The following is a 23,483-nucleotide window of genomic DNA, read 5'->3' as shown; positions in this document are numbered from 1 at the left end:
GCGCGGTGGCACGCCTCAGGAAAGGCTGCTAGCGGTCGCCTTCGTCACTCTCGGCGGGGAACAGCCGCCGCTCGTCCATCTCCTTGATCAGATCCTGGAACTCGGACCGGATCCAGTCGCGCGTGGCGACCTCGCCCAGACCCATCCGCAGGGCCGCGATCTCGCGGGTCAGGTACTCGGTGTCGGCCAGCGAGCGCTCGTTCTGCTTGCGGTCCTGCTCCAGGTTGACCCGGTCGCGGTCGTCCTGGCGGTTCTGCGCCAGGAGGATCAGCGGGGCCGCGTAGGAGGCCTGGAGCGACAGCATCAGGGTGAGGAAGATGAACGGGTACTGGTCGAAGCGCACGCTCACCGGCGCGAAGATGTTCCACAGCACCCAGATGATGATGACGACGGTCATCCAGACGATGAACCGGCCCGTGCCGAGGAACCGCGCGACCCGCTCCGACAGCCGCCCGAAGGCCTCAGGGTCGTACTCCGGCAGCAGCCGCCGGCGGGCCGGGCGCGGCAGGTCGAGGCGGGTGCGCGAGCGCGACAGTGCGCTCGCGCCCGTCGTCTGGCCCGCCTTGGCCCGCTCGCCGCGCTCGAAAGAGGAACGTTCCGCCCGTTCGGCGGCGGCCTCCGCCAGCCCGTGCTCGCGGGCCTGCGCCCGCGCCTGCTCGCGCCGTTCCCGCATCTGCTCCTTGCGCCGCTCGCGCGGCTGCTCGCCGCGCCCCCGCTCAGTCCCCACGGAGGGCCCCTTCCGCACGCTCGGAATCCTCGGGACCCCCGGGGCCCTCCGAATGGAAGTCCGTCTCCCGCCAGTCGTCCGGCAGCAGGTGGTCCAGTACGTCGTCCACGGTGACCGCGCCCAGCAGCGAGCCGCTCTCGTCGACGACCGGGACCGCGACCATGTTGTACGCGGCCAGGTAGCTGGTCACCACCGGCAGCGAGGAGTCCGGCCGCAGCGGCGCCAGGCCCGTGTCCACGATCGAGCTGACCAGGGTGAACGGCGGATCGCGCAGCAGCCGCTGGAAGTGGACCGTGCCCAGGTACTTGCCCGTCGGCGTCTCGTCCGGCGGCCGGCACACGTACACCTGGGCCGCCAGCGCCGGCGACAGGTCCGACTGCCGTACGCGGGCCAGCGCGTCGGCGACCGTCGCGTCGGGCCGCAGCACGATCGGCTCCGTGGTCATCAGACCGCCCGCGGTGTTCTCCTCGTAGGACAGCAGGCGCCGCACGTCGGCGGCGTCGTCCGGCCGCATCAGCGTCAGCAGCCGTTCCTTGTCGTCCTCCGGCAGCTCCGAGAGCAGGTCGGCCGCGTCGTCCGGGTCCATCGCCTCCAGGACGTCGGCCGCGCGCTCCTCCTTCAGCTTCCCGAGGATCTCCACCTGCTCGTCCTCGGGCAGCTCCTCCATGACGTCCGCGAGCCGGTCGTCGTCCAGCGCGCTGGCCACCTCGGCGCGCCGCTTCGGCGTCAGGTGGTGCAGCACGTTCGCCACGTCCGCCGGGCGCATCTGCTCGAAGGTGGCGACCAGGTTCTCGGCACCCTGCCCGTGCTCCTCCAGCGAGAAGCCCGTCACCGCCGACCACTCCACCGTCAGGGTCTCGCCGCGCCGCCGCAGCGCACCCGACTTGCCCTTCCGTACGAAGATCCGGTCGATCTCCCAGTCGCGCCGGGCCGGCAGCTGCTGGATGGCCACGTCCAGGACGGTGACCTCCTCGTCGTCCGCGACCAGGCGCACCCGCCGGTCCAGCAGCTCGCCGAGGATCAGCCGCTCGGTGGGGCGCTGCTCGAAGCGCCGCATGTTGACCACGCCCGTGGTGATCACCTGGCCGGACTCGACGCCCGTCACCCGGGTCATGGGCAGGAAGATCCGCCGCCGGCTGACGACCTCGACCACCAGACCCAGCAGCCGGGGCGGCCGGCCGCCCACGCGGAGCATCGCGACGAGGTCGCGCACCCGGCCCACCTGGTCGCCGTTGGGGTCGAAAACGGGCACACCCGACAGATGCGAGACGAAGATCCGTGGGGCGCCTGCCGCCATCCGAGCGCCTCCTACGAGCTGCGTCATCCGTCGATCACCGGTACTGCCGTCCCTCAGGTTAGCCCGTACCGCACCCAACCTCCTGGTGGGGCCGTCCGGCCGGGCCGCGCACCGCTCCGGCACGGCGCCCCCGCGACCCCGTACGCGCGTCCCCACGAGCTGCGTGCGGGTGCCGCGCAGGGGCCCGCGTACGGGCGGGTACGCTGCCAGCTGCTCGCCGACGCAACGAGAGGGGCACCCGCCCGTGACCGCCTATTTCCCCGCCCCGCGGCTGCGCCGGGCCGCCTTCGTCAGTGCCCTGTGCGCGGGCCTGGCCGTCGTCGGAACGGGGTGCGGAGCGGATCCCGACGAGGGGACGAACGGGGTCGGGAAGCTGTCCGCCGACCAGATCCAGGACAAGGCGAAGACGGCCGTCACCGGGGCCCACTCGGTCCACCTCTCCGGCACCCTGGTCAGCGGCGGCAAGTCCTTCACGCTGGACATGCGGCTCGGGGCGGACGGCGGCTCCGGCGAGGTGAAGTCCCAGGACGACACCACCTTCCAGCTGCTGCGGGTCAAGGAACAGCTCTACCTCAAGGCGGGCGCCGCGTTCTGGGGCCAGTCCGAGGCGGCCGGCAAGCTGGGCGACAAGTTCGTCAAGGTGCCCGAGGGCGACCCCTCCTACAAGCAGTTCCGCGGTTTCACCGACATGCAGGTCATGCTCGACGGGCTGCTCGGGCTCGACGGGAAGCTCACCAAGGGCGAGGACTACACCAAGGTCGGGCACACCCGGGCCGTCCAGGTCTCGGCGGACCAGGGCAAGGGCGGCAAGCTCTCGGTCTCCCTGGAGGGCACCCCCTACCCGCTCCTCATGGAACGCGCGGGCGGCGCCGGCCGGGTGACCCTCGCGGAATGGGGCACGCCGGTCGAGCTCACCGCGCCCGCGCCGGACCAGACGGTGGACTACGGCTCCGAACTGCCCACCACCAAGGACGCGGACGGCGGCTCCGGCAAGAGCCCGAGCAAGAGCCCGGGCCAGGGCTCGGGCCAGGGCTCGGGCCAGGGATCCGGCCAGGGCGCCAACCCGCAGGGCTAGCGCCCCTCCCGTCCTAGCGGGCCGCCTTCTTCTTCCGCTTCAGCAGCAGCTTCGGCAGCCCCGCCGGGATCGGCTGCCGGGTCGTCGCGGGGGAGCCCAGCGGGACCGCCGCCAGCGAACCCCCGGGGAGCTCCGTGCGCACCGACTCCGGCTCCAGGCGCAGCAGCCGGCACTCCCGCGCCCAGCGTCCGGTCATCTCGGCGGAGTCGGGCGCGTTGAGCCGCTTGCCCTTGAGCTCGGCCACCGCGGCCTCCCAGGGCTCGCTGCCGGGCACGAGCTCGCGTACGGTCGCCGTCCACGCGACGAGCCGGCCGCCCTTGTCCTTGCTGCGCACGGTCACCTCGGCCGCGCCCCCGTCCGCGAGCCCCGGGAAGGGCTGCTCCCCGGGCCCGTCGCCGAGCACGTGCGCCGCGCCGTCCACCCAGGCGTGCCACAGGCCGCGGTCCGCCCCGGAGCCGCGGACCCAGATGAGGCCGGACTTCTTGGTGGCCTCCTCGACGAGGGCCAGATCGAGCGCGCTGAGAGTCATGCGCACAGGGTAGCCAGCGCCCCGCGCCCGCCCACAGCCAGTGGCGTCGCCGCCAGTGGGCTCACCACCAGTGACGTCACCGCACGTGGCCTCACAGCCAGCCGTGGCGCCGCAGGGCCCGGTGGATCGTGAAACAGGTCCCCGCGATGGTGGCCATCACCATCGGATAGCCGTACCGCCACTGGAGCTCCGGCATGTGCTCGAAGTTCATCCCGTACACCCCGCAGATCATCGTGGGCACGGCGATGATCGCCGCCCAGGAGGTGATCTTGCGCATGTCCTCGTTCTGCGCGACGGTCGCCTGCGCCAGGTTGGCCTGCAGGATGGAGTTCAGCAGCTCGTCGAAGCCGACGACCTGCTCGTGCACGCGGGCCAGGTGGTCGGCGACGTCGCGGAAGTACTTCTGGATGTCCGGCTCCACCAGCCGCATCGGGCGCTCGCTGAGCAGCTCCATGGGGCGCAGCAACGGGGAGACGGCCCGCTTGAACTCCAGCACCTCGCGCTTGAGCTGGTAGATCCGCCCCGCGTCCCCGCCGCGCGCACTGCCCTTGGCGGGGGCGGCGAAGACCTCGCTCTCCACCTCGTCGATATCGTCCTGGACGGCCGCCGCGACGGCGATGTACCCGTCGACCACGTGGTCGGCGAGGGAGTGCAGGACGGCGGACGGCCCCTTGGCGAGCAGGGCCGGATCGTCCTGGAGGCGGTGGCGCAGGCCCTTGAGGGAGCCGTGGCCGCCGTGCCGGACGGTGATGACGAAGTCGGGGCCGGTGAAGCACATCACCTCGCCGGTCTCCACCACCTCGCTGGTCGCGGTGAGTTCGGCGTGCTCGACGTAGTGGATCGTCTTGAAGACCGTGAAGAGGGTGTCGTCGTAGCGCTCCAGCTTCGGCCGCTGGTGCGCGTGCACCGCGTCCTCCACCGCGAGCGGGTGCAGCCCGAACACCGCGGCGATCCCGGCGAACTCGGCCGCCGTCGGCTCGTGCAGCCCGATCCACGCGAACCCGCCGTTCTCGCGGACCTCGCGCAGCGCCTCACGGGGCGTCAGACAGGAGGCGCCCTGTCCACGTCCGTCGCGCCGCCCGTCGCGGTAAACCGCGCAGTCGACCACCGCGCTGTTCGCGGACGGGTCACGGGTGGTGTCGTAGCCGGGCTGGGCCGGAGTGGACCTGCGCAGTGCGGGACGGACGGCGGCACGGAGGTAGGGCAGCATCGACATGGCAGGCTCCTTCGCGCGCACGGCTGCGGACCGTACGGGTGGGAGGTCCTTCCGGACGGCACCCGCACCCGGTCGGGCAGGCCGGGCGGGCAGGCGGAAGGATCAGGACGGGAGGACACAGTTCTTCCGTCGCTCTTCGACCGATCCGACGTGGTGAAGACGTGCAGATCAAAGGGGGCGCGGCGCGCCCGTCGGCGAAGTGGAAGAGCGAGAGGTACCGCACGTACTGTGCGATCGACTTCGATGCACCGCAGCCCCACCTCCTCCGGCCGGTCCCCCGTAAGGGACGTCCTGTCGCCGGGGCACTGAAACTTCTCTTCTGAGAGCGTCCCCGACCAGCGGTCAACGATATCAGCCGACGGATGGTCAAGACCCGCCCTTTACCCGGCTGATACGAGTTCTATGCTCGCTCCATGGCAGAAATTCTGGCCCTTGTGGAAGCCCGGCTGCGCTCCGCCCTCGGCGAACCCGATGCCCGCGCCGCCGTCACCTTCCTGGGCACCGACCGCTTCGAAGTCCTCCGCTTCACCGTGGGTGACCTCGTGCGGTACGCGACCCTCGGCATGTCCGCCCAGCCGATGACCGACCCGACGGCGGTGGTTTCCGACCCCGTCCGCGGACCGCGCGCGGAGCTCGTCCTGACCGTACGGGGCGGGCTCGCGCCCACCGACAGGCTGCTGCGGCCGCTGGCCGTGCTGGCGGCCTCGCCCCAGGTGGAAGGGCTCATCGTGGCGCCCGGCGCCTCCCTGGACGTCGGCGAACCCCTCTGGGAAGGGGCACCGTTCACCTCCGTGCTCGTCGCGGAACCCGGCGGCCTGGTGGAGGACCTCGCCCTGGACGACCCCATGGACCCCGTCTCCTTCTTCCCCCTCCTGCCGATGACGGCGAACGAGGCGGCCTGGAAACGCGTCCACGGAGCGGCCGCCCTCCAGGAACGCTGGCTCGCCCGCGGCACGGATCTGCGCGACCCCCTGCGCACGGCGGTCCCCCTGGACTGAACATCCGGCCGCCCGGACGGGTGATCGCATCTTGACGGGGCGGGCGGCGGGGAGGAGCGTGGCTTCTTATGAGGGGCGAACCGAGTTGCCCGAAGTGTGGTGGCCGGGTCAGGGCGCCCGGTCTTTTCGCCGACTCCTGGCAGTGCACGGTGCACGGCACCGTCCATCCCCTGCAGCCCGTGATCCCGCCGAGCGTCGAAGGCCTGGGCGTGGTGGTGAACCGGGCGCAGGTACCGGTCTGGATGCCCTGGCCGCTGCCCGTCGGCTGGCTGTTCACCGGGATCGCCTCCGCCGGTGACGACCGCAGCGGCGGCCGGGCCACCGCCGTGGCCTGCTCGGGCCCCGGCCCGCTCGGCGGCATCGGCGAGCTGCTGCTGGTCGCCGAGGAGCTGGGCGTCGGGCTGGGCGCGCGGTTCGCCGGCCTCGACGCCCCCGACCCGGGCCGCTACATGAACGTCTCCGCCCCGCCGCACGCCAAGGTGGTCGCCGCCGGGCGCCCGACGCCGCTCTGGCACGTCACCGGGGTCCCCGAGGACCGGGCCGTCTTCGCCGGCGAGGCGCGCGGGCTGTGGCTGTGGGCGATCGTCTGGCCGGAGCAGTCGGGACTGCTGATGTACGACGAGCTGGTCCTGACCGACCTGCGCGACGCGGGGGCCGAGGTGGAGCTGCTGCCCTGCGGAGCCCTGAGCCCCCGCATCCTCTCCTCTTGACGCACCGCTCGCGCGGCCGGTCGGGCAGGGGGGCTTAGCGGGAAAAGCGGACGGTATCCTGGAGTGTCCCCCGTCCGCGCGTGAACCCTGGAGTCCGGCTGTGCGCATCGATCTGCACGCCCACTCCACGGCCTCGGACGGTACGGACACCCCCGCCGAGCTGGTGCGCAATGCCGCCGCTGCGGGGCTCGACGTGGTGGCGCTGACCGACCACGACACCGTCGCCGGATACCGCGAGGCCATCGCCGCCGTGCCCGAGGGGCTGACCCTGGTGACCGGCGCGGAGCTGAGCTGCCGGCTCGACGGCATCGGCATGCACATGCTGGCGTACCTCTTCGATCCCGAGGAGCCCGAGCTCTCCCGCGAGCGGGAGCTCGTACGCGACGACCGCACCCCGCGCGCCCAGGCCATGGTCGGCAAGCTCCAGGGCCTCGGGGTGGACATCACCTGGGAACGGGTGGACCGGATCGCCGGCGAGGGGTCCGTGGGCCGCCCCCACATCGCCGCCGCTCTCGTCGAGCTCGGCGTCGTGCGCACCGTGTCCGACGCGTTCACCGCGGAGTGGCTCGCCGACGGGGGCCGCGCGTACGCCGAGAAGCACGAGCTCGACCCGTTCGACGCGATCCGCCTGGTCAAGGCGGCCGGCGGGGTCACCGTCTTCGCCCACCCCGCCGCCCTCAAGCGCGGTACCTGCGTGCCCGAGAGCGCCGTGGCGGCCCTCGCGGCGGCCGGCCTGGACGGCATCGAGGTCGACCACATGGACCACGACGACGCCACCCGCGCGCGCCTGCGCGGCCTGGCCGCCGACCTGGGTCTGCTGACCACCGGGTCCAGCGATTACCACGGCAGCCGCAAGACCTGCCGCCTCGGGGAGTACACGACCGACCCCGAGATCTACGGCGAGATCACCCGCCGTGCCACCGGGGCGTTCCCGGTCCCCGGCGCCGGTGGACGCGTGCGCGGCTGACCCCTGCCGCCGCCCCTCCCGCCTCCCGCTCCGTCGCCTCTTTTTTCGTGACACCCCTCTCCTGCAAGGCATCACTGTGCTCGATTTCGCCGTCTTCGGATCCCTCTTTCTCACCCTTTTTGTGATTATGGACCCCCCGGGGATCACGCCCATCTTCCTCGCGCTGACCTCCGGCCGTCCCGCCAAGGTGCAGCGCCGCATGGCCTGGCAGGCCGTCTGCGTGGCCTTCGGCGTCATTGCCGTCTTCGGCCTCTGCGGCCAGCAGATCCTCGACTACCTGCACGTCTCGGTGCCGGCCCTGATGATCGCGGGCGGGCTCCTGCTCCTGCTCATCGCGCTCGACCTGCTCACCGGCAAGACCGACGAGCCGAAGCAGACCAAGGACGTGAACGTCGCGCTGGTCCCGCTCGGGATGCCGCTGCTCGCCGGACCCGGCGCGATCGTCTCGGTGATCCTGGCCGTGCAGAAGGCCGACGGGTTCACCGCCCAGTTCTCCGTGTGGGCCGCGATCGTCGCGATGCACGTCGTGCTGTGGGTGGTGATGCGCTACTCGCTCGTCATCATCCGCGTGATCAAGGACGGCGGCGTGGTCCTCGTGACGCGTCTGGCGGGCATGATGCTGTCGGCCATCGCGGTCCAGCAGATCATCAACGGCGTGCTCCAGGTGATCCGGACCGCGTGACGCCGCCCGCCGCGCATGCGAACGCCCCCGCACCGGGATCGGTGCGGGGGCGTTCGGCGAATGGATGGACGCGGCCGGACGGCCGCGGTCAGGTGGACGCGTACGCGTCAGTTGGACACGGTCTCAGCCGGTCGGATCAGGATGCGCTGGCCGACGGCCGCGGCCTGCTGCACGATCCGGTTGACGGAGGCCGCGTCCACGACGGTGCTGTCCACGGCAGATCCGTCGACGTCGTCCAGGCGCAGAATCTCGAAGCGCATGGGGCTTCTCCCTTCGTCAGTGTTTCTTCCTTCTACAGGGTTAACGAAGTGTAAGCCGCAAACATTCCCTACGCTAAGGAAATTTTTTCCTTGTCTAACTACTAACGCGTACCGGAGACGTCAGAGGCCCCCCAGAACGCCGCCAGTGCCGCCGCGACGGCCGCCGGATCCTCGGCGTTCGGCGAGTGTTCCGTCCCCGGGACCACCACCCGCGCCGCACCCAGCCGGCGCGCCATCGCGTCCATCTCCGACACCGGCCATACCGGGTCCGACTCCCCGGACAGCACCAGCTTCGCCAGAGCGGGCGCCGCGGCGGCGAGCTCGTCGATCCGGTCCGGCTCCTCGATCAGCGCCCGCCCGGTGACCATCAGCTGCTCGGGGACGGTGCCGAGCCATCGGCCGCGCAGGAAGGCCTTGAGGGCGGGGTCCTCGGCGGGAGCGTCACGCGGATCCATGGCGCGCATGGCGTCCCAGATGGCCGGCATGTCGTCGCCCATCGCCTCCAGCGCCGAGACGAGCAGCTTCGTACGGCCCTGCTGGTCCGCGCAGACCGCGCCCGGGCCGCTGCTCAGCAGCGTGAGGCTGGCGTACGGGGCCGGGTCGCGGACCACGGCGGCCCGGACGATCAGCCCGCCCAGCGAATGCCCCAGCAGGTGCACGGGACCGTCCGCGCCCAGGGCGGCGGTCTGCGCGAGGACGTCGCGCGCCAGTTCCGGCAGGGCGTACGGGGCCTGCGTGCGCGGGCCGCCGCTCTCGTGCTGGCCGCGGCCGTCGACGGCGACCACCCGGTACCCCGCGGCGGACAGCGGCCCGAGGAGGCCGAGGAAGTCCTCCTTGCTGCCGGTGTAGCCGGGCACCAGCAGGGCGGTGCCACGGGCCGGCCCGACGGGCACGGCCTCGTGCACGGCGAACTCGCCGCGGGCCGTGGCCAGCCGGTACGCACGGGCTGAGGGCGGGAGCGTGAGGGTCGGCGGCTTGCTCATGGCCCGAGGTTACCGGCCCGTACGCCCGTACGGGAGCTCCGCCCGGCCCCGGGTACGCCGATGGCCCCGGCCCCTGGAAAGGGGACCGGGGCCATCGGCAGGGCGTTACGCCTCCGGGGTCTCCACCGCGGCGACGGCCTTGCGGGTCCGGGTGCGCTTCGGCTTGACCGGAGCCTCCTCGGCGACCGCAGCGGCGGCCTCGGCGGCCGGAGCCTCCGGGGCGGCGGCCGCGACCTTGCGGGTGCGGGTGCGCTTCGGCTTGACCGGAGCCTCCTCCGCCACCGGAGCGGCGGCTTCGGCGACGGCCTCGGCGGCCGGGGCGGCGGCCGCGACCTTGCGGGTCCGGGTGCGCTTCGGCTTGACCGGGGCCTCCTCGGCGACCGCGACCGCGGCGACGACGGGGGCGACCGGAGCCTCGACCGCGGCGGCCTGGGCGACGACCTCGGCCACCGGGGCCACGACCTCGGCCACCGGAGCGGCCGCTGCCTTACGGGGCGCACGGGCACGCGGGGTGCTGCTGCGGGGCGCGCTGCTGCGCGAGCCACCGCTGCGCGGGGCGCGGACCGGCTCGACCGGCGGGGCGATCTGGAAGTCCGGCTCCGGCTCCCTGACGAACGGGGCCAGCGGCTCCAGCACCGTCGCCGGGGCGACGAAGGTGGCGGCCGGAGCGGCGGACCGGGTCCGGCGGCGACGCGGCTTGCGCGCCTCGTCGGCGGCCGGAGTCTCCGGGGCCTGGACCGCGGTGGCCTTGACCGCGGGAGCGGCCGCGGCGACCGGGCTGACCGGGGCGGCCTCGGCGGTCACCGGGGTCGGGGTCAGGAGCTCGGCGCCCTGGTCCGAGCCGCCACGGGTGCGGCGGCGCTGGCGCGGGGTACGGGCGGGGCGCTCCTCGGCGGCGGCCGGGGCGGCGGCACCGCGGCCACCGTCACGTCCGCCGTCGCGGCCACGACCACCGTCACGGCCGGCATCGCGGCCGCCGTCACGTCCACCGTCGCGGCCGCCACGGCCACCGCGGCCGCCGGTCTCGCCCAGGTCTTCCAGGTTCTCGGCCTTCAGGCCGGCGCGCGTGCGGTCGGCGCGGGGCAGGACACCCTTGGTGCCGACCGGGATGTTCATCTGCTCGTACAGGTGCGGGGACGTGGAGTACGTCTCCACCGGGTCGTGGAAGTCCAGCTCCAGCGCCTTGTTGATCAGCTGCCAGCGCGGGATGTCGTCCCAGTCGACCAGGGTGACGGCGATGCCCTTCTTGCCCGCGCGGCCGGTGCGGCCCACGCGGTGCAGGAAGGTCTTCTCGTCCTCGGGCGTCTGGTAGTTGATGACGTGGGTGACACCCTCGACATCGATGCCGCGCGCGGCGACGTCGGTGCAGACCAGCACGTCGACCTTGCCGTTGCGGAAGGCGCGCAGCGCCTGCTCGCGGGCGCCCTGGCCCAGGTCGCCGTGGACGGCGCCGGAGGCGAAGCCGCGCTTCTCCAGCTGCTCGGCGATGTCGGCGGCCGTGCGCTTGGTGCGGCAGAAGATCATGGCGAGCCCGCGGCCTTCGGCCTGCAGGATGCGGGAGACGAGCTCCGGCTTGTCCATGTTGTGCGCACGGAAGACGTGCTGCGTGGTGTTGGCGACGGTCGCGCCTTCACCGTCCTCCGAGACGGCGCGGATGTGCGTCGGCTGCGTCATGTACCGGCGGGCCAGTCCGATGACGGCGCCCGGCATGGTCGCCGAGAACAGCATCGTCTGACGCTTGGCCGGCAGGTAGGACATGATCCGCTCGACGTCGGGCAGGAAGCCCAGGTCGAGCATTTCGTCGGCCTCGTCGAGGACGAGGGCCTTGACCTTCGAGAGGTCGAGCTTCTTCTGCCCGGCCAGGTCGAGCAGGCGGCCCGGGGTGCCGACGATGACGTCGACGCCCTTCTTGAGCGCCTCGACCTGAGGCTCGTACGCGCGGCCGCCGTATATGGCGAGGACGCGGACGTTGCGGACCTTGCCCGCGGTGAGGAGGTCGTTGGTGACCTGGGTGCAGAGCTCGCGGGTCGGAACCACCACGAGGGCCTGCGGGGCGTCGGTGAGCTGCTCCGGCGTGGAACGGCCCGCCTCGACGTCCGCGGGGACGACGACGCGCTCCAGCAGGGGGAGGCCGAAACCGAGCGTCTTGCCGGTACCGGTCTTGGCCTGGCCGATGACGTCCGTGCCGGACATGGCGACGGGGAGGGTCATCTCCTGGATCGGGAAGGGGGACACAATGCCGACGGCCTCAAGGGCTTCGGCCGTCTCGGGAAAGATCCCGAGGTCTCGGAACGTAGTCAGGGTGCTGCCTCTTCTGTGAGACGCGGCGCGAGGCGGCGAAGGGGGTCGTACCGTGCCGGGCTTGCAGTACTACTACGTACGTACGAAGCTGCGCGGGACCACGAGCCATCGCTCAGGCGCTTTATGCCGCTGAGGGGGCCCCTCTTGGGAGGCGACGTATGAACGTGCGCATCACGCCGAGGGCGGTCGGGTGGAGCCGATCGGGCCACCGACCGGGCATCCTCATTCGGATGGCCCGCCGAGTGTTCGGCAGGCGCATTACCACTGTACCCCGGAATCGCGCAGCTGTGTCGGGTGAATTCACCAGGTAGGCGCGTTTACGTGGACTGAGCAGGTGGTTCACGGTGCCTTTCGGCGAGCTATTGTGCGGTGCATGTCGACCGTTGAAAACGCATCGCCCGCCGACGAAAGCGCCCCCGCCGAGGCGGCCGGTATCGCCGCCCAGGACTGGGCCACGGCCTCCGCCTCGCCGCAGTACCGGGCCGCCGTGGTGGATCTGCTCGGGGCGCTCGCGTACGGCGAACTCGCGGCCTTCGAACGCCTCGCGGAGGACGCGAAGCTCGCGCCCACCCTCGGCGACAAGGCCGAGCTCGCGAAGATGGCCTCCGCCGAGTTCCACCACTTCGAGCGCCTGCGCGACCGGCTCACCGCGATCGACGAGGACGCCACCGCCGCGATGGATCCCTTCGCGAAGGGCGTCGACGACTTCCACCGCCAGACCGCCCCGTCGGACTGGCTGGAGGGCCTGGTCAAGGCGTACGTCGGCGACTCCATCGCCAGTGACTTCTACCGCGAGGTGGCCACCCACCTGGACACCGACACCCGCGGGCTCGTCGTGAGCGTGCTCGACGACACCGGCCACGGCGGCTTCGCCGTCGAGAAGGTGCGCGCCGCCATCGAGGCCGACCCGCGCTGCGGCGGCCGCCTCGCGCTGTGGGCCCGCCGGCTGATGGGCGAGGCGCTGTCGCAGGCGCAGCGCGTGGTCGCGGAGCGCGACGCGCTCTCCACCATGCTGGTAGGCGGGGTGGACGGGATGGCGGCCGGTTTCGACCTGGCGGCCGTCGGCGAGATGTTCACCCGGATCACCAAGGCGCACACCAAGCGCATGGCGGCCCTGGGCCTCGCGGCGTAGTCCGGGCCCCGGGACGTACGTCGGCCCCCGCGCGGAGCATCCGCGCGGGGGCCGGCCTGCGTCTGTGCGACCTGCGTCCCTCCGTGGGTGTCAGCAAGTGTCAGCGTGTGCCAGGGGGCTCAGCGGGGCCGTCTAGCCCCGCGTCGGAACCGAAAACGGAGCCCGGCGGGGCGGCCTCGGAGTCCGGCCGGCGGGCCGCAGCAGCAGGGACAGCACCACCATCGAGACCAGCGCGCCGCCGAGGAGGGTCGCGAACAGGGTGCTGTGCCCGGGGCCCAGCGCGGTGTGCGTCAGATAGGTACCGAACAGGGCGCCCGCCACTCCGCTCGCCAGCACCGCCCGCGAGGACGGAAGCCGCGGGCCGAGCACGCGGACGGCCGCTCCGGCCAGGGCGAGGCCCAGGAGAGCGGAGCCGAGCGCCTCGATCAGCAGCATGGGGGTTCCTCTCGAACGTCGGGCGTACCGGGGCGTACCGGGAGCGTGTCTTACACCGGTCCTACCCGAAGCGGAGGAAACGGAAACGGCCCGGCGGACTCGTCCACCGGGCCGTTCTCGGTACTTCTGGGTACTTCTGGACTTCTGGGTACTTCCGGGCTCAGAGAGCGCCGAAGCCGACCTTGCGCGCGCTGGGCTCGCCCAGGTCGACGTACGACAGGCGCTCGGACGGCACCAGGACCTTGCGGCCCTTGATGTCCGTGAGGCTCAGCAGCGGCGCCGAGCCGGACAGGGCGGCGGTGACGATGCTCTCCAGCTCCTCGGCACTCAGGTCGCTCTCGAGCACGATCTCCCGGGGTGCGTGCTGCACGCCGATCTTGACCTCCACGGCCTTGTCCCTCCGACGGTCCGGTTCGCGCGATCAGCCGCGCCGTTACCCGGTCCACATTAGCCCGGAGAGGGGACGTGTCCGCCGCGCGTCGAAAACGCTCGCAGCGAACAGCCGCCGGTCAGACCGGCGGGGAGCGCCGGGACCGGCCCGGAAACCCGGGCCGGCGCCGCTCAGACGTCCGTCGGGTGCAGCGGGAAACCGGCGATTCCGCGCCAGGCGAGGGAGGTCAGCAGACCCACCGCGGTGTCGCGGGCGACCGGGCTCTCGCTCGACAGCCAGTACCGGGCCACGACCTGCGAGACCCCGCCCAGGCCCACGGCCAGCAGCATCGACTCGTCCTTCGACAGGCCGGTGTCCTCGGCGATGACGTCCGAGATGGCCTCGGCGCACTGCAGCGAGACGCGGTCGACGCGCTCGCGCACCGCCGGCTCGTTCGTCAGGTCCGACTCGAAGACGAGCCGGAAGGCGCCGCCCTCGTCCTCGACGTACGCGAAGTACGCGTCCATCGTCGCCGCGACGCGCATCTTGTTGTCGTTCGTCGAAGCGAGCGCGGTGCGCACGGCGAGCAGCAGGGCCTCGCAGTGCTGGTCCAGGAGTGCCAGGTAGAGGTCGAGCTTGCCGGGGAAGTGCTGGTAGAGCACCGGCTTGCTGACTCCGGCGCGTTCCGCGATGTCGTCCATGGCCGCTGCGTGGTAACCCTGCGCGACGAAGACCTCCTGGGCGGCGCCCAGGAGCTGGTTGCGCCGGGCCCGGCGCGGAAGTCGCGTGCCCCGCGGACGCGCTGCCTCGGTCTGCTCGATGGCTGTCACGCCGCCTCCCACTTTCTCTAGAACACAGTGCGCCTTGCGCCGCGCGGCCATCGTACTTTTCGGTAACCGAATCTGGAGGGTTCAAGCCGAGTTTTCTCGCGGTACGGACCGCCGGTGACCCACCGGAGATGCTGGTCAGCGCTGGCTCAGCGGTAATCGTCCTCGTCCAGGTTCACCACCCGGGTCTGTTCGGCGGCGTCCGCGTCGGAGGCTTCGCGCTGGCCGACGGGGGTGAGCGGATCGTCACCGACCGGATTCAACTCCGTGTTCTGCTCCGCCGCGTCCGCCTCGGGGGCCTCCACGTCGAGGGCTTCCGGCCGCTCCGACTGGAAGGTGTCCGGTTCCGCAGGGTCGACAGTCATGGAACTCCCCTTTCCACTTATGAGCCTAGGAGGATCGCGCATACCCCGCCAGACGGTTCCGCAAGCCTCTGTGACGGCGAACACAAGAGGAGCTGCGTGATCGTCTCGTAACATTGCCCCATGTCTTCGACCGAGCTGCCGGGTGTGCGGTCCTCCGCCCCCTCGTCTTCCGCCCAGTCTTCCCAGGTGGGAGCCGTGCGACTGGCCGAAGGAGAGCAGCTGCGCACCGACCGGCTGCCCGGGCTGGAAATGAACGTACGGGTACGCCCGGCCCTCCGGTCCGGCCTGCCGCCCGCGCTGTTCGTCCACGGGCTCGGCGGATCCTCGCAGAACTGGTCCGCGCTCATGGAGCGGCTGGCCGGTTCCGTCGAGGGCGAGGCCCTGGACCTGCCCGGCTTCGGCTGGTCCCCGCCGCCCGCCGACCGGGACTACTCCATCACCGGGCACGCCCGCGCCGTCATCCGCCACCTCGACGCCGCCGGACGCGGACCGGTGCACCTGTTCGGCAACTCCCTCGGCGGGGCCGTCTCCACCCGGGTCGCGGCCGTCCGGCCCGACCTGGTGCGCACGTTGACCCTGGTCTCCCCGGCGCTGCCCGAACTGCGCGTGCAGAAGTCGGCCGTGCCGACCGCGCTGCTCGCGCTGCCCGGCATGGCCGGTTTCCTCGACCGGCTCACCCGGGGGCTGAGCGCCGAACAGCGCACCCGGGGGCTGACGGACCTCTTGTACGGAGACCCCTCCCGGGTGAAGCCCGAGGTGTTCGAGGAGGCCGTCGAGGAAATGGAACGGCGGCTCGCGCTCCCGTACTTCTGGGACGCGCTGAGCCGTTCCTCGCGCGGCATCGTCGACGCCTACACCCTCGGCGGCCAGCACGGACTGTGGCGCCAGGCGCAGCGGGTGCTCGCACCGACCCTGTTGGTCTACGGTGGCCGGGACCAGCTCGTCTCGTACCGTATGGCGCGCAAGGCCGCCGCGGCCTACCGGGGTTCGCGGCTGCTGTGCCTCCCGCAGGCGGGGCACGTGGCGATGATGGAGTACCCCGAGGTGGTCGAGGCCGCCTTCCGGGACCTGCTGGACGCCACCGCCGACGGGTACGGCGCCCAGCCGGACCCGGGCGCAGCGGATCGGGCCCTGCCGGATCCGGCCGCGCCGGAGCACACCGTGAACACCGACGAGGACGGCAAGGTCTGACGACGTGGGACGACATAGCCGCAAGGAGCCCGGACAGGCTCCCGGCCCCGGCTCAGGCCATCCGCAGCCGGCCGAACAGGCCGGCGCCCGGACCGCCCCCGCCCCCGCCGGGCGGGCCGAACCGGCCGCCGCCCCCCGCGGGTACGCGGCCCCGCCGCGCCGCGAGCCGGTGTCCGGCGCACGCGGCGGACATCCCGAACAGCACGAGCCCGGCGGAGCCTGGGGCGCCGCGGCCGGTACCGGTGCGGCCTACGGGGACTGGCGCGGAGCCCCCCGCACCCGGCCCGCGGCCCCGGTCATCGACAGCCCGGTCCGCGACAGCCTGGTCCGCGACACCCCGGTCCGCGACAGCGCGGCGTTCGACAGCCCCGCCTTCGGCACCCCGGTCCACCAGGCGCCCACCCACGGCACCCCGGTCTTCGACAGCCCGGTCTTCGACACCCCGGCCTTCGGCACCCCCGCGGTCGGCTTCCCGCAGGTCCGCCTGGATTCACCGATGACCACGACGGGCCCCCACCGCGCCGTCCCGGTCGCCGAGGACGCCTTCACCGCCAGTGGCTCGCACCGCCGGATCCCCGCGCCGCGCACGCCGGTCACCGCCCCCGCCGCGGAGCCGGTGGAGGCGCCGCCCGCGGCCGGGCGCGGCGGCAAGGGCCGTACCTACGCCGGAATGGCCGCCGCGGCGCTCACCGTCGCGCTCGCCGTCGTCGTCGCCGGCCAGGCGGCCTCCGAGAACGACAACGCGAAGAACACCCTGCGCGCCGCCGACGAGGGCAACAGCCACACCGCGCAGGGCAACTCCGCCGCCTCCCGGTCCGACGGCCGGCCGACCCCGGACGCCTCCGCGGCGCTCCAGGCCGCGCCGGAGCTCTCGTACGACCAGAAGATGGCGCAGCGGTTCCCGATCGACGAGAAGCTGAAGGGCCCCGGCGCCTTCGACACCGTGCCCGGCGTGGCGCCGGCTCCCGGCAAGGGGAAGGTGGTCCGCTACCGCGTCGACGTGGAGCAGGGGCTCGGCCTCGATCCGCAGCTGTTCGCCGAGGCCGTGCACCGCACGCTGAACGACGACCGGAGCTGGGGCCACGGCGGTACGAAGACTTTCGAGCGGGTGCCGGGCGGCGAGGCCGACTTCGTGATCACGCTCGCCAGCCCCGGGACCACCGGCGTCTGGTGCAAGAAGTCCGGGCTCGACACCACCATCGACAACGTCTCCTGCGACTCCGCGGCGACCGACCGCGTGATGATCAACGCGTACCGCTGGGCGCAGGGTTCGGTGACGTTCGGCCCGGACCAGATGTTCGCCTACCGCCAGATGCTCATCAACCACGAGGTCGGCCACCGGCTCGGCCACGGCCACGTGAGCTGCCAGACCCCGGGCGCCCTCGCCCCGATCATGCAGCAGCAGACGAAGTCCCTGGACATCAACGGAATCCAGTGCAAGCCCAACCCCTGGGTGTATCCCGGGAGTTGATATAGGGCTTTGACAAAATGTTCGATGGTCGGTCATTGTTCTCCGCATGTCGCACATCCACACCACCGCCGCGAGCGCCGCCATTGAGCTGGCGCTGCTTGGTGTGACCGCGCACAGCGTGGCCGACATCCTCTGTCGCTGACGCCTCCCTGAGCGCGCGACTTCCGCCTTTCTCCGTCGTTCCGCCGCGCCCGGGGCCACCAGCCCGCAGGTGCGGCTCCTTTTGTTCTTCCGTCCCCGCCGTCGGCATGCCGCCGACCGCGCCGACGTGGACCGCTGCCCCTCGCGTGGCCTTTTCCGCATCTCCCTTCACGCCGAGAGGTCCCTTTCCCCATGGTCCGTCAGTCCCTCATATCCCGCCGCGTGGCCGCGGTCGCCGTCAGCGTCGTTCTGGCCGGGGGCGCCGCCGCCTGCGGGCCCAAGGACGGCGCGGACAAGGCCTCCGCCGGCGACAAGCCGGGCGCCCCGGGCGCCGCCGCCCCGCAGAAGGGCGGCACCCTGACCGTCCTCAACAACGAGCCGCAGACCGACTTCGACCCGGCCCGCCTGTACACCTCCGGCGGCGGCAACGTCCCCTCGCTCGTCTTCCGCACGCTCACCACCCGCAACCGCGAGGCGGGCCCGGCCGGCGCCAAGGTGGTGCCCGACCTGGCCACCGACCTCGGCAAGCCCAACGCCGACGCCACCGAGTGGACGTACACGCTCAAGGACGGGCTGAAGTACGAGGACGGCTCGCCGATCACCAGCGCCGACATCAAGTACGGCATCGAGCGGTCCTTCGCCGCCGAGCTGTCGGGCGGAGCCCCGTACCTGCGCGACTGGCTGGTCGGCGGGGAGACGTACGAGGGCCCGTACAAGGACGGCGGCAAGGGCCTCGTCTCGATCCTGGTGCCCGACGCGAAGACGATCGTCTTCAAACTCCGCAAGCCCGAGGGGGAGTTCCCCTTCCTCGCCACGCAGACGCAGTTCGCCCCCGTGCCCAAGGCCAAGGACAACGGGGTCAAGTACGAGGAGCACCCCGTCTCCTCCGGCCCGTACAAGGTCGTCAAGAACGAGAACGACGGCGAACACCTCACCCTGGAGCGCAACGAGAACTGGGACGAGAAGACCGACGAGGAGCGCAAGGCCTACCCGGACAAGATCGACGTCCGCTCCGGGCTCGACGCGGCGGTCATCAACCAGCGCCTGTCCACCAGCTCGGGCCCCGACGCGGCCGCCGTCACCACCGACACCAACCTGGGACCGGCCGAGTTGGCGCAGATCGGCGACAACAAGGAGCTGAGCGGGCGCGTCGGCACCGGCCACTTCGGCTACGTCAACTACCTCGCCTTCAACCCGAAGGTCGCCCCCTTCGACAACCCGAAGGTCCGCCAGGCGATCTCCTACGCGATCAACCGCACCAGCGTGATCAACGCGGCCGGCGGCTCCGCCCTCGCCGAACCCGCCACCACCTTCCTGCCCGAGCAGGAGGCCTTCGGCTTCACCGCCTACGACCACTTCCCGGCCGGCAAGACCGGAGACCCGGCCAAGGCCAAGGAACTGCTGGCCGAAGCGGGCTTCAAGGACGGGCTGACCATCACGCTCACCCACTCCAACGCCCAGAACCGGCAGACCAGCCCCGAGGTCGCCACCGCCGTGCAGCAGGCGCTCGCCGCCGCCGGGATCACCGTCAAGCTGGAGGGGCTGGAGAACAACGCCTTCAACGAGAAGCGCTGGGACGCCAAGAACACCCCCGGCCTCTTCCTCTCCCGCTGGGGCGCCGACTGGCCGTCCGGCGCACCCTTCCTCGCGCCGATCTTCGACGGCCGGCAGATCGTCACCAACGGCAGCAACTACAACCACGCCCAGCTCAACGACCCGGCCGTCAACACCGAGATCGACGAGATCGCCAAGCTGACCGACCTCGCGGCGGCCGGCAAGCGCTGGGGCGCCCTCGACAAGAAGATCGGCGAGCAGGCGCTCGACGTCCCGCTCTTCCACCCGGTCTACAAGCGGCTCGTCGGCAAGGACGTCAAGAACGTCGTCATCAGCGACTGGACCGGCGTCCTCGACATCTCGCAGGTCTCGGTCAAGTGACGCTCCTCGCCCACCGGCCGCAGGCCGGGCCCGGGGCCGTCGCCCCGGGTCCGGGCCTCGGGCGGCAGGTCCTGCGGCGGCTGCGCGCCCGGCCCTCGGCCGTGGCGGCGGCCGCCGTCCTGCTGCTCCTCGTCCTCCTCGCCCTCGCCGCACCGCTGCTGGCCCACCTCGCCGGCCAGGACCCGAACGCCTACCACGACGAGCTCGTCGACTCCGCGCGAGGGGGCGTCCCGCTCGGCTCCTTCGGCGGGATCTCAGGCGAGCACTGGCTCGGCGTCGAACCGGGCACCGGCCGCGACCTGTTCGTCCGGCTGCTCTACGGGGCCCGGGTCTCGCTGCTCGTCGCACTCGGCGCCACCCTCGTCCAGGTGCTCGTCGGCGTCGGCGTCGGGCTCGCCGCGGCCCTCGGCGGCCGGTTCGCCGGCCAGGTCGTCAGCCGGGTCACCGACGTGATGATCGCCCTGCCCATGCTGGTGATCGCCATCGCCCTCACCGCCGTCGTCCCGTCCGGCTTCCCGCGGCCGCTGCTGCTGATCCTCGTCATCGGACTCCTCGACTGGGGCGGCCTCGCCCGGATGGTCCGCGCCCAGACCCTCTCCCTCAAGGAGCTGGACTTCGTGGACGCCGCCCGGCTCTCGGGCAGCGGCACCCTGCGGATCGCCCGCCGCGAGCTGCTGCCCTCACTGGCCGCGCCCGTCATCACCCTCGCCGCGATCAAGGTCCCGACCGCCATGGTGGTCGAGGCCTCGCTGTCCTTCCTCGGCGTCGGCGTGAAGCCGCCCACCCCCTCGTGGGGGCAGATGCTCTCCAGCGCCCAGACCTGGTTCCGCGCCGACCCCGCCTACGTGCTGCTCCCCGCCGGGCTGCTCTTCGTCACCGTGCTCGCCTTCACCGTGCTCGGCGACGCCGTCCGCACGGCCCTCGACCCGCGGGAGGACTCCCGGCTGCGGGTCGGCACCAGAAAGGAGCGCTCGGCGTGACCCGCTTCGTGCTCAAACGGACCGGCGGCGCACTGCTCGTGCTGCTCACCCTGTCCGTCGTGATCTACGCCCTCTTCTACCTCGTCCCCGGCGACCCCGCCCGGCTCGCCTGCGGGGAGCGCTGCAACCCGGCGCAGATCGCCCAGGTACGCGAACAGCTCGGGCTGAACGAGTCGACCGTCGCCCAGTACCTGACGTTCCTCCAGGGACTGCTGGTGGGCCGGGACTACTCCGGCGGCGCCGGGCTCGTCCTGCACTGCGACGCACCCTGCCTGGGATTCTCGTACCAGAACGACCAGCAGGTCACCGAGCTGCTGCTGCAGCGGCTCCCCGCCACCCTGTCGCTGGCCCTGGGCGCCCTGGTGATCTGGCTCGTGATCGGCGTCGGCACCGGACTGCTCTCCGCGCTGCGCCGCGGCGGGCTCACCGAGCGGGCCCTGACCGTGCTCACCCTCGCCGCCACCGGCACCCCCGTCTTCATCCTCGGGCTGCTGCTCCTCATGGCCGTCTGCGCCTACCTCCAGTGGCTGCCCTTCCCCACGTACGTACCGCTCGGCGAGGATCCCGAGCAGTGGGCGTGGAACATGCTGCTGCCCTGGGTCACCCTCGGCTTCTTCGAGAGCGCCAAGTACGCCCGGCTGAGCCGCAGTTCCATCCTGGAAACGCTCGCCGAGGACCACATCCGCACCTTCCGCGCCTACGGGGTCGGGGAGCGCGCCATCGTGACCCGGCACGCCGTGCGGGGCGCGGTGGCCCCGGTGATCGCCCTCAGCGCCGTGGACTTCGGCACGATGATCGGCGGCGCCGTGCTGACCGAGTCGCTGTTCGGGATCCCCGGACTCGGCAAGACCCTCATCGACGGCGTACGGGTCGTGGACCTGCCCGTCGTGGTGGGCGTCGTGCTCTCCATCGGCGCGGCCGTCGTCATCGCCGGCGTCATCGCCGACCTGCTGTACGCCGTCGCGGACCGAAGGGTGGTTCTGGCATGACGCGGGCACCGCTGGTGGACGTCGCCCACCTCACCGTCGACTTCCCGGTCGGCCGGCCGGGGGAGTACGTACGGGCCGTGGACGGGGTGTCCTTCACCCTGGAGCCCGGCCGCGCCCTGGGCATCGTGGGGGAGTCCGGAAGCGGCAAGTCCACCGTCGCGGCAGCCCTGCTGGGGCTGCACCACGGGACCGGCGCACGACTCGGCGGCACCGTCCGGGTCGGCGGCACCGACGTGGGCGCGGCGTCGGCGGCAGAGCTCCGGGAGCTGCGCGGGGCCGTCGCCGCGATGGTCTTCCAGGACCCGCTGAGCTCCCTGGACCCGTACTACGCCATCGGCGACCAGATCGCCGAGGTCTACCGGGTGCACGCCGCCGTGACGCGGCGCGCGGGCCGGGCCCGCGCGGTGGAGGTGCTGGACCGGGTGGGCATCCCCGACGCGGTACGCCGCTCCCGGGCGCGGCCGCACGAGTTCAGCGGCGGCATGCGGCAACGGGCCCTGATCGCGATGGCCCTGGCGTGCGAACCGCGGCTGCTGATCGCGGACGAGCCGACCACGGCGCTCGACGTCACCGTCCAGGCGCAGATCCTCGACCTGCTGCACGGGCTGCGCGAGGAACGCGGGCTCGGGCTGCTGCTGGTCACCCACGACGTGGGCGTGGCGGCGGAGAACGTGGACGCGGTGCTGGTGATGCGGGACGGGGCCGTCGTGGAGCGGGGCCCGGTCGGGTCGGTGCTGTCGGCGCCGGCCGATCCGTACACCGCGGCCCTGCTGGCGGCGGTGCCGCGGCTCGACGCGGTGCGGGCGCCCCGGCCGGGGGCCGTACGGGCGCTGCCCGTGCCCGCGCCTCACACGCCGGCGGGGCTGAAAGGGGCCCCGGTGGAGCCGGATGTGGCCGAGGTGGAGACCGGGGTGCCCGTCGTCGAGGCGTTCTCGCTGCGCAAGGAGTTCGGGCGGGGCAAGCGGCGGGTGGAGGCCGTGGGCGGGGTGTCGGTGCTCGTGCGCGCCGGGGAGACGCTGGGGATCGTCGGGGAGAGCGGCAGCGGCAAGAGCACCCTCGGGCGGATGCTCGTCGGGCTGCTGGAGCCCACCTCCGGGCAGATCCGGCGGGACGGGGCGCAGAGCGCCGGGCTGGCGGCCGGGGTGCAGATGGTGTTCCAGGACCCGGTGTCCTCGCTCAACCCGCGCCGCTCGATCGGCGAATCCATCGCCGACCCGCTGCGCACGGCGGGGGAGAAGGACCGGCGGGCGATCCGGGACCGGGTCGGCGAACTACTCGTCCGGGTCGGCCTGGAGGAGGCCCACTACGACCGGTACCCGCACGAGTTCAGCGGAGGCCAGCGCCAGCGCGTCGGCATCGCCCGGGCGCTCGCGCCCCGGCCCCGCCTGATCGTCTGCGACGAGCCCGTCTCGGCCCTCGACGTGACCACGCAGGCGCAGGTCACCGCCCTGCTGGCCGAACTCCAGCGGGAGCTCGGCATCGCCCTGGTCTTCATCGCGCACGACCTCGCGGTGGTGCGCCAGGTCAGCGACCGGGTCGCGGTCATGCGGGGCGGAGTGATCGTGGAAGAGGGCCCCGTCGACGAGGTCTACGACCGTCCGGTCCACGCCTACACCCGGGAACTGCTGGCAGCCGTCCCCTCCCTCGACCCGGCCCTGGCCGCCGCCCGCCGCCTCGGCCGGCGCCGTCCGGAGGAGGTCCTCGCGGGATCCCGCTAGGGGGCCCCACCTAGTTCTTAGCGTGCTCGAACGCGAACCGTACGGGAAAGTTACGACTCTTCACCCCTTCCGGTGGCGCGACGGACAACCCGCCCTCGCGCCCTCCGCCAATACGGCTTAGTTGGTATACGGCGGGGGGCCGGGCCGACCGAGACCGCCAGAAACGGGGTGTCGGGGGTGGCCC

Annotated in this window: 24 protein-coding genes; 13 read left to right on the top strand and 11 right to left on the bottom strand. The window is 72.5% G+C overall.

From position 1 onward, the window contains the following. Positions 1-28: 28 nt before the first annotated feature. Both ACIA8F_RS22960 and ACIA8F_RS22955 read right to left on the bottom strand, forming a co-directional pair. Positions 29-673: a DUF1003 domain-containing protein gene (locus ACIA8F_RS22960; protein WP_399381593.1), complete on the bottom strand. Its 645-nt coding sequence runs from the start codon at positions 671-673 to the stop codon at positions 29-31. Positions 674-716: 43 nt separating this feature from the next. Next, complete coding sequence (locus ACIA8F_RS22955) at positions 717-2,024, bottom strand: magnesium transporter MgtE N-terminal domain-containing protein (RefSeq protein WP_266880959.1); 1,308 nt, start codon at positions 2,022-2,024, stop codon at positions 717-719. 244 nt (positions 2,025-2,268) lie between these two features. Between ACIA8F_RS22955 and ACIA8F_RS22950 the strand changes: the two genes are divergently transcribed. Then, positions 2,269-3,099 carry a hypothetical protein gene (locus tag ACIA8F_RS22950; protein WP_399381323.1) on the top strand — a complete coding sequence of 277 codons (831 nt, stop codon included), beginning with the start codon at positions 2,269-2,271 and terminating at the stop codon, positions 3,097-3,099. A gap of 13 nt (positions 3,100-3,112) precedes the next feature. Here ACIA8F_RS22950 and ACIA8F_RS22945 read toward each other — a convergent pair whose 3' ends face one another. Together ACIA8F_RS22945 and ACIA8F_RS22940 are read right to left on the bottom strand one after the other, a co-directional pair. Then, positions 3,113-3,628, bottom strand: coding sequence for a hypothetical protein (locus ACIA8F_RS22945; protein WP_399381321.1), 516 nt, complete (start codon positions 3,626-3,628; stop codon positions 3,113-3,115). A 91-nt stretch (positions 3,629-3,719) separates the two neighbouring features. Next, positions 3,720-4,844 (bottom strand): magnesium and cobalt transport protein CorA, encoded by a 1,125-nt coding sequence (locus ACIA8F_RS22940; RefSeq protein ID WP_399381319.1) that lies wholly within the window; start codon positions 4,842-4,844, stop codon positions 3,720-3,722. A 413-nt stretch (positions 4,845-5,257) separates the two neighbouring features. On the opposite strand from ACIA8F_RS22940, the gene ACIA8F_RS22935 reads away from it, so the two are divergent. The 4 genes from ACIA8F_RS22935 to ACIA8F_RS22920 all read left to right on the top strand — a co-directional run bounded on the left by ACIA8F_RS22935 (position 5,258) and on the right by ACIA8F_RS22920 (position 8,201). Then, positions 5,258-5,842: a suppressor of fused domain protein gene (locus ACIA8F_RS22935; RefSeq protein ID WP_399381317.1), complete on the top strand. Its 585-nt coding sequence runs from the start codon at positions 5,258-5,260 to the stop codon at positions 5,840-5,842. 68 nt (positions 5,843-5,910) lie between these two features. Then, positions 5,911-6,552 (top strand): DUF6758 family protein, encoded by a 642-nt coding sequence (locus tag ACIA8F_RS22930; protein WP_399381315.1) that lies wholly within the window; start codon positions 5,911-5,913, stop codon positions 6,550-6,552. A gap of 100 nt (positions 6,553-6,652) precedes the next feature. Further along, entirely contained in the window at positions 6,653-7,519 is an 867-nt protein-coding gene (locus ACIA8F_RS22925) for a PHP domain-containing protein (RefSeq protein ID WP_399381313.1), read from the top strand. Between the two features lie 76 nt (positions 7,520-7,595). Continuing rightward, positions 7,596-8,201: a MarC family protein gene (locus ACIA8F_RS22920; RefSeq protein WP_399381311.1), complete on the top strand. Its 606-nt coding sequence runs from the start codon at positions 7,596-7,598 to the stop codon at positions 8,199-8,201. Between the two features lie 107 nt (positions 8,202-8,308). Here the strand turns inward: ACIA8F_RS22920 and ACIA8F_RS22915 are convergent, their stop codons facing one another. From ACIA8F_RS22915 to ACIA8F_RS22905, 3 genes are all read right to left on the bottom strand, one after another. Further along, positions 8,309-8,461, bottom strand: coding sequence for a hypothetical protein (locus ACIA8F_RS22915; RefSeq protein ID WP_243335969.1), 153 nt, complete (start codon positions 8,459-8,461; stop codon positions 8,309-8,311). Positions 8,462-8,562: 101 nt separating this feature from the next. Further along, a complete protein-coding gene (locus ACIA8F_RS22910; RefSeq protein WP_399381309.1) occupies positions 8,563-9,444 on the bottom strand; it encodes an alpha/beta fold hydrolase in 882 nt (293 codons plus the stop codon). A gap of 105 nt (positions 9,445-9,549) precedes the next feature. After that, entirely contained in the window at positions 9,550-11,655 is a 2,106-nt protein-coding gene (locus ACIA8F_RS22905; RefSeq protein WP_399381307.1) for a DEAD/DEAH box helicase, read from the bottom strand. A gap of 463 nt (positions 11,656-12,118) precedes the next feature. Between ACIA8F_RS22905 and ACIA8F_RS22900 the strand changes: the two genes are divergently transcribed. Then, complete coding sequence (locus ACIA8F_RS22900) at positions 12,119-12,877, top strand: ferritin-like fold-containing protein (protein WP_399381305.1); 759 nt, start codon at positions 12,119-12,121, stop codon at positions 12,875-12,877. A 132-nt stretch (positions 12,878-13,009) separates the two neighbouring features. Here the strand turns inward: ACIA8F_RS22900 and ACIA8F_RS22895 are convergent, their stop codons facing one another. The 4 genes from ACIA8F_RS22895 to ACIA8F_RS22880 all read right to left on the bottom strand — a co-directional run bounded on the left by ACIA8F_RS22895 (position 13,010) and on the right by ACIA8F_RS22880 (position 14,874). After that, positions 13,010-13,312, bottom strand: coding sequence for a hypothetical protein (locus tag ACIA8F_RS22895; protein WP_399381303.1), 303 nt, complete (start codon positions 13,310-13,312; stop codon positions 13,010-13,012). A gap of 160 nt (positions 13,313-13,472) precedes the next feature. Further along, positions 13,473-13,700, bottom strand: a complete 228-nt coding sequence (locus ACIA8F_RS22890; RefSeq protein WP_243335978.1) for a DUF3107 domain-containing protein — start codon at positions 13,698-13,700, stop codon at positions 13,473-13,475. 173 nt (positions 13,701-13,873) lie between these two features. Then, positions 13,874-14,512 carry a TetR/AcrR family transcriptional regulator gene (locus ACIA8F_RS22885; RefSeq protein WP_214949215.1) on the bottom strand — a complete coding sequence of 213 codons (639 nt, stop codon included), beginning with the start codon at positions 14,510-14,512 and terminating at the stop codon, positions 13,874-13,876. 146 nt (positions 14,513-14,658) lie between these two features. Continuing rightward, entirely contained in the window at positions 14,659-14,874 is a 216-nt protein-coding gene (locus ACIA8F_RS22880; protein WP_399381300.1) for a hypothetical protein, read from the bottom strand. 120 nt (positions 14,875-14,994) lie between these two features. Here ACIA8F_RS22880 and ACIA8F_RS22875 point away from each other — a divergent pair, with 120 nt between their 5' ends. From ACIA8F_RS22875 to ACIA8F_RS22845, 7 genes are all read left to right on the top strand, one after another. Next, positions 14,995-16,065 (top strand): alpha/beta fold hydrolase, encoded by a 1,071-nt coding sequence (locus ACIA8F_RS22875; RefSeq protein WP_399381298.1) that lies wholly within the window; start codon positions 14,995-14,997, stop codon positions 16,063-16,065. A gap of 4 nt (positions 16,066-16,069) precedes the next feature. Next, positions 16,070-17,536, top strand: coding sequence for a DUF3152 domain-containing protein (locus ACIA8F_RS22870; protein ID WP_399381296.1), 1,467 nt, complete (start codon positions 16,070-16,072; stop codon positions 17,534-17,536). Positions 17,537-17,582: 46 nt separating this feature from the next. After that, positions 17,583-17,678, top strand: coding sequence for an Ms4533A family Cys-rich leader peptide (locus tag ACIA8F_RS22865; RefSeq protein WP_399381295.1), 96 nt, complete (start codon positions 17,583-17,585; stop codon positions 17,676-17,678). Positions 17,679-17,869: 191 nt separating this feature from the next. Beyond that, on the top strand, positions 17,870-19,612 hold the full coding sequence (locus ACIA8F_RS22860) for an ABC transporter substrate-binding protein (RefSeq protein WP_399381293.1): 1,743 nt from the start codon (positions 17,870-17,872) through the stop codon (positions 19,610-19,612). After that, the gene (locus ACIA8F_RS22855; RefSeq protein ID WP_399381291.1) at positions 19,609-20,592 is read left to right on the top strand and encodes an ABC transporter permease; all 984 of its coding nucleotides are present in this window, start codon (positions 19,609-19,611) and stop codon (positions 20,590-20,592) included. Before ACIA8F_RS22860 ends, ACIA8F_RS22855 begins: the two co-directional genes overlap by 4 nt. Further along, positions 20,589-21,581 carry an ABC transporter permease gene (locus ACIA8F_RS22850; protein ID WP_399381289.1) on the top strand — a complete coding sequence of 331 codons (993 nt, stop codon included), beginning with the start codon at positions 20,589-20,591 and terminating at the stop codon, positions 21,579-21,581. Before ACIA8F_RS22855 ends, ACIA8F_RS22850 begins: the two co-directional genes overlap by 4 nt. Continuing rightward, positions 21,578-23,299, top strand: coding sequence for a dipeptide ABC transporter ATP-binding protein (locus tag ACIA8F_RS22845; protein ID WP_399381287.1), 1,722 nt, complete (start codon positions 21,578-21,580; stop codon positions 23,297-23,299). Before ACIA8F_RS22850 ends, ACIA8F_RS22845 begins: the two co-directional genes overlap by 4 nt. Positions 23,300-23,483: the final 184 nt, after the last annotated feature.

Source organism: Streptomyces sp. NPDC051563, from assembly GCF_044454225.1.
Lineage (GTDB): Bacteria > Actinomycetota > Actinomycetes > Streptomycetales > Streptomycetaceae > Streptomyces.
This window is presented reverse-complemented; position numbering and strand designations above follow the sequence as displayed.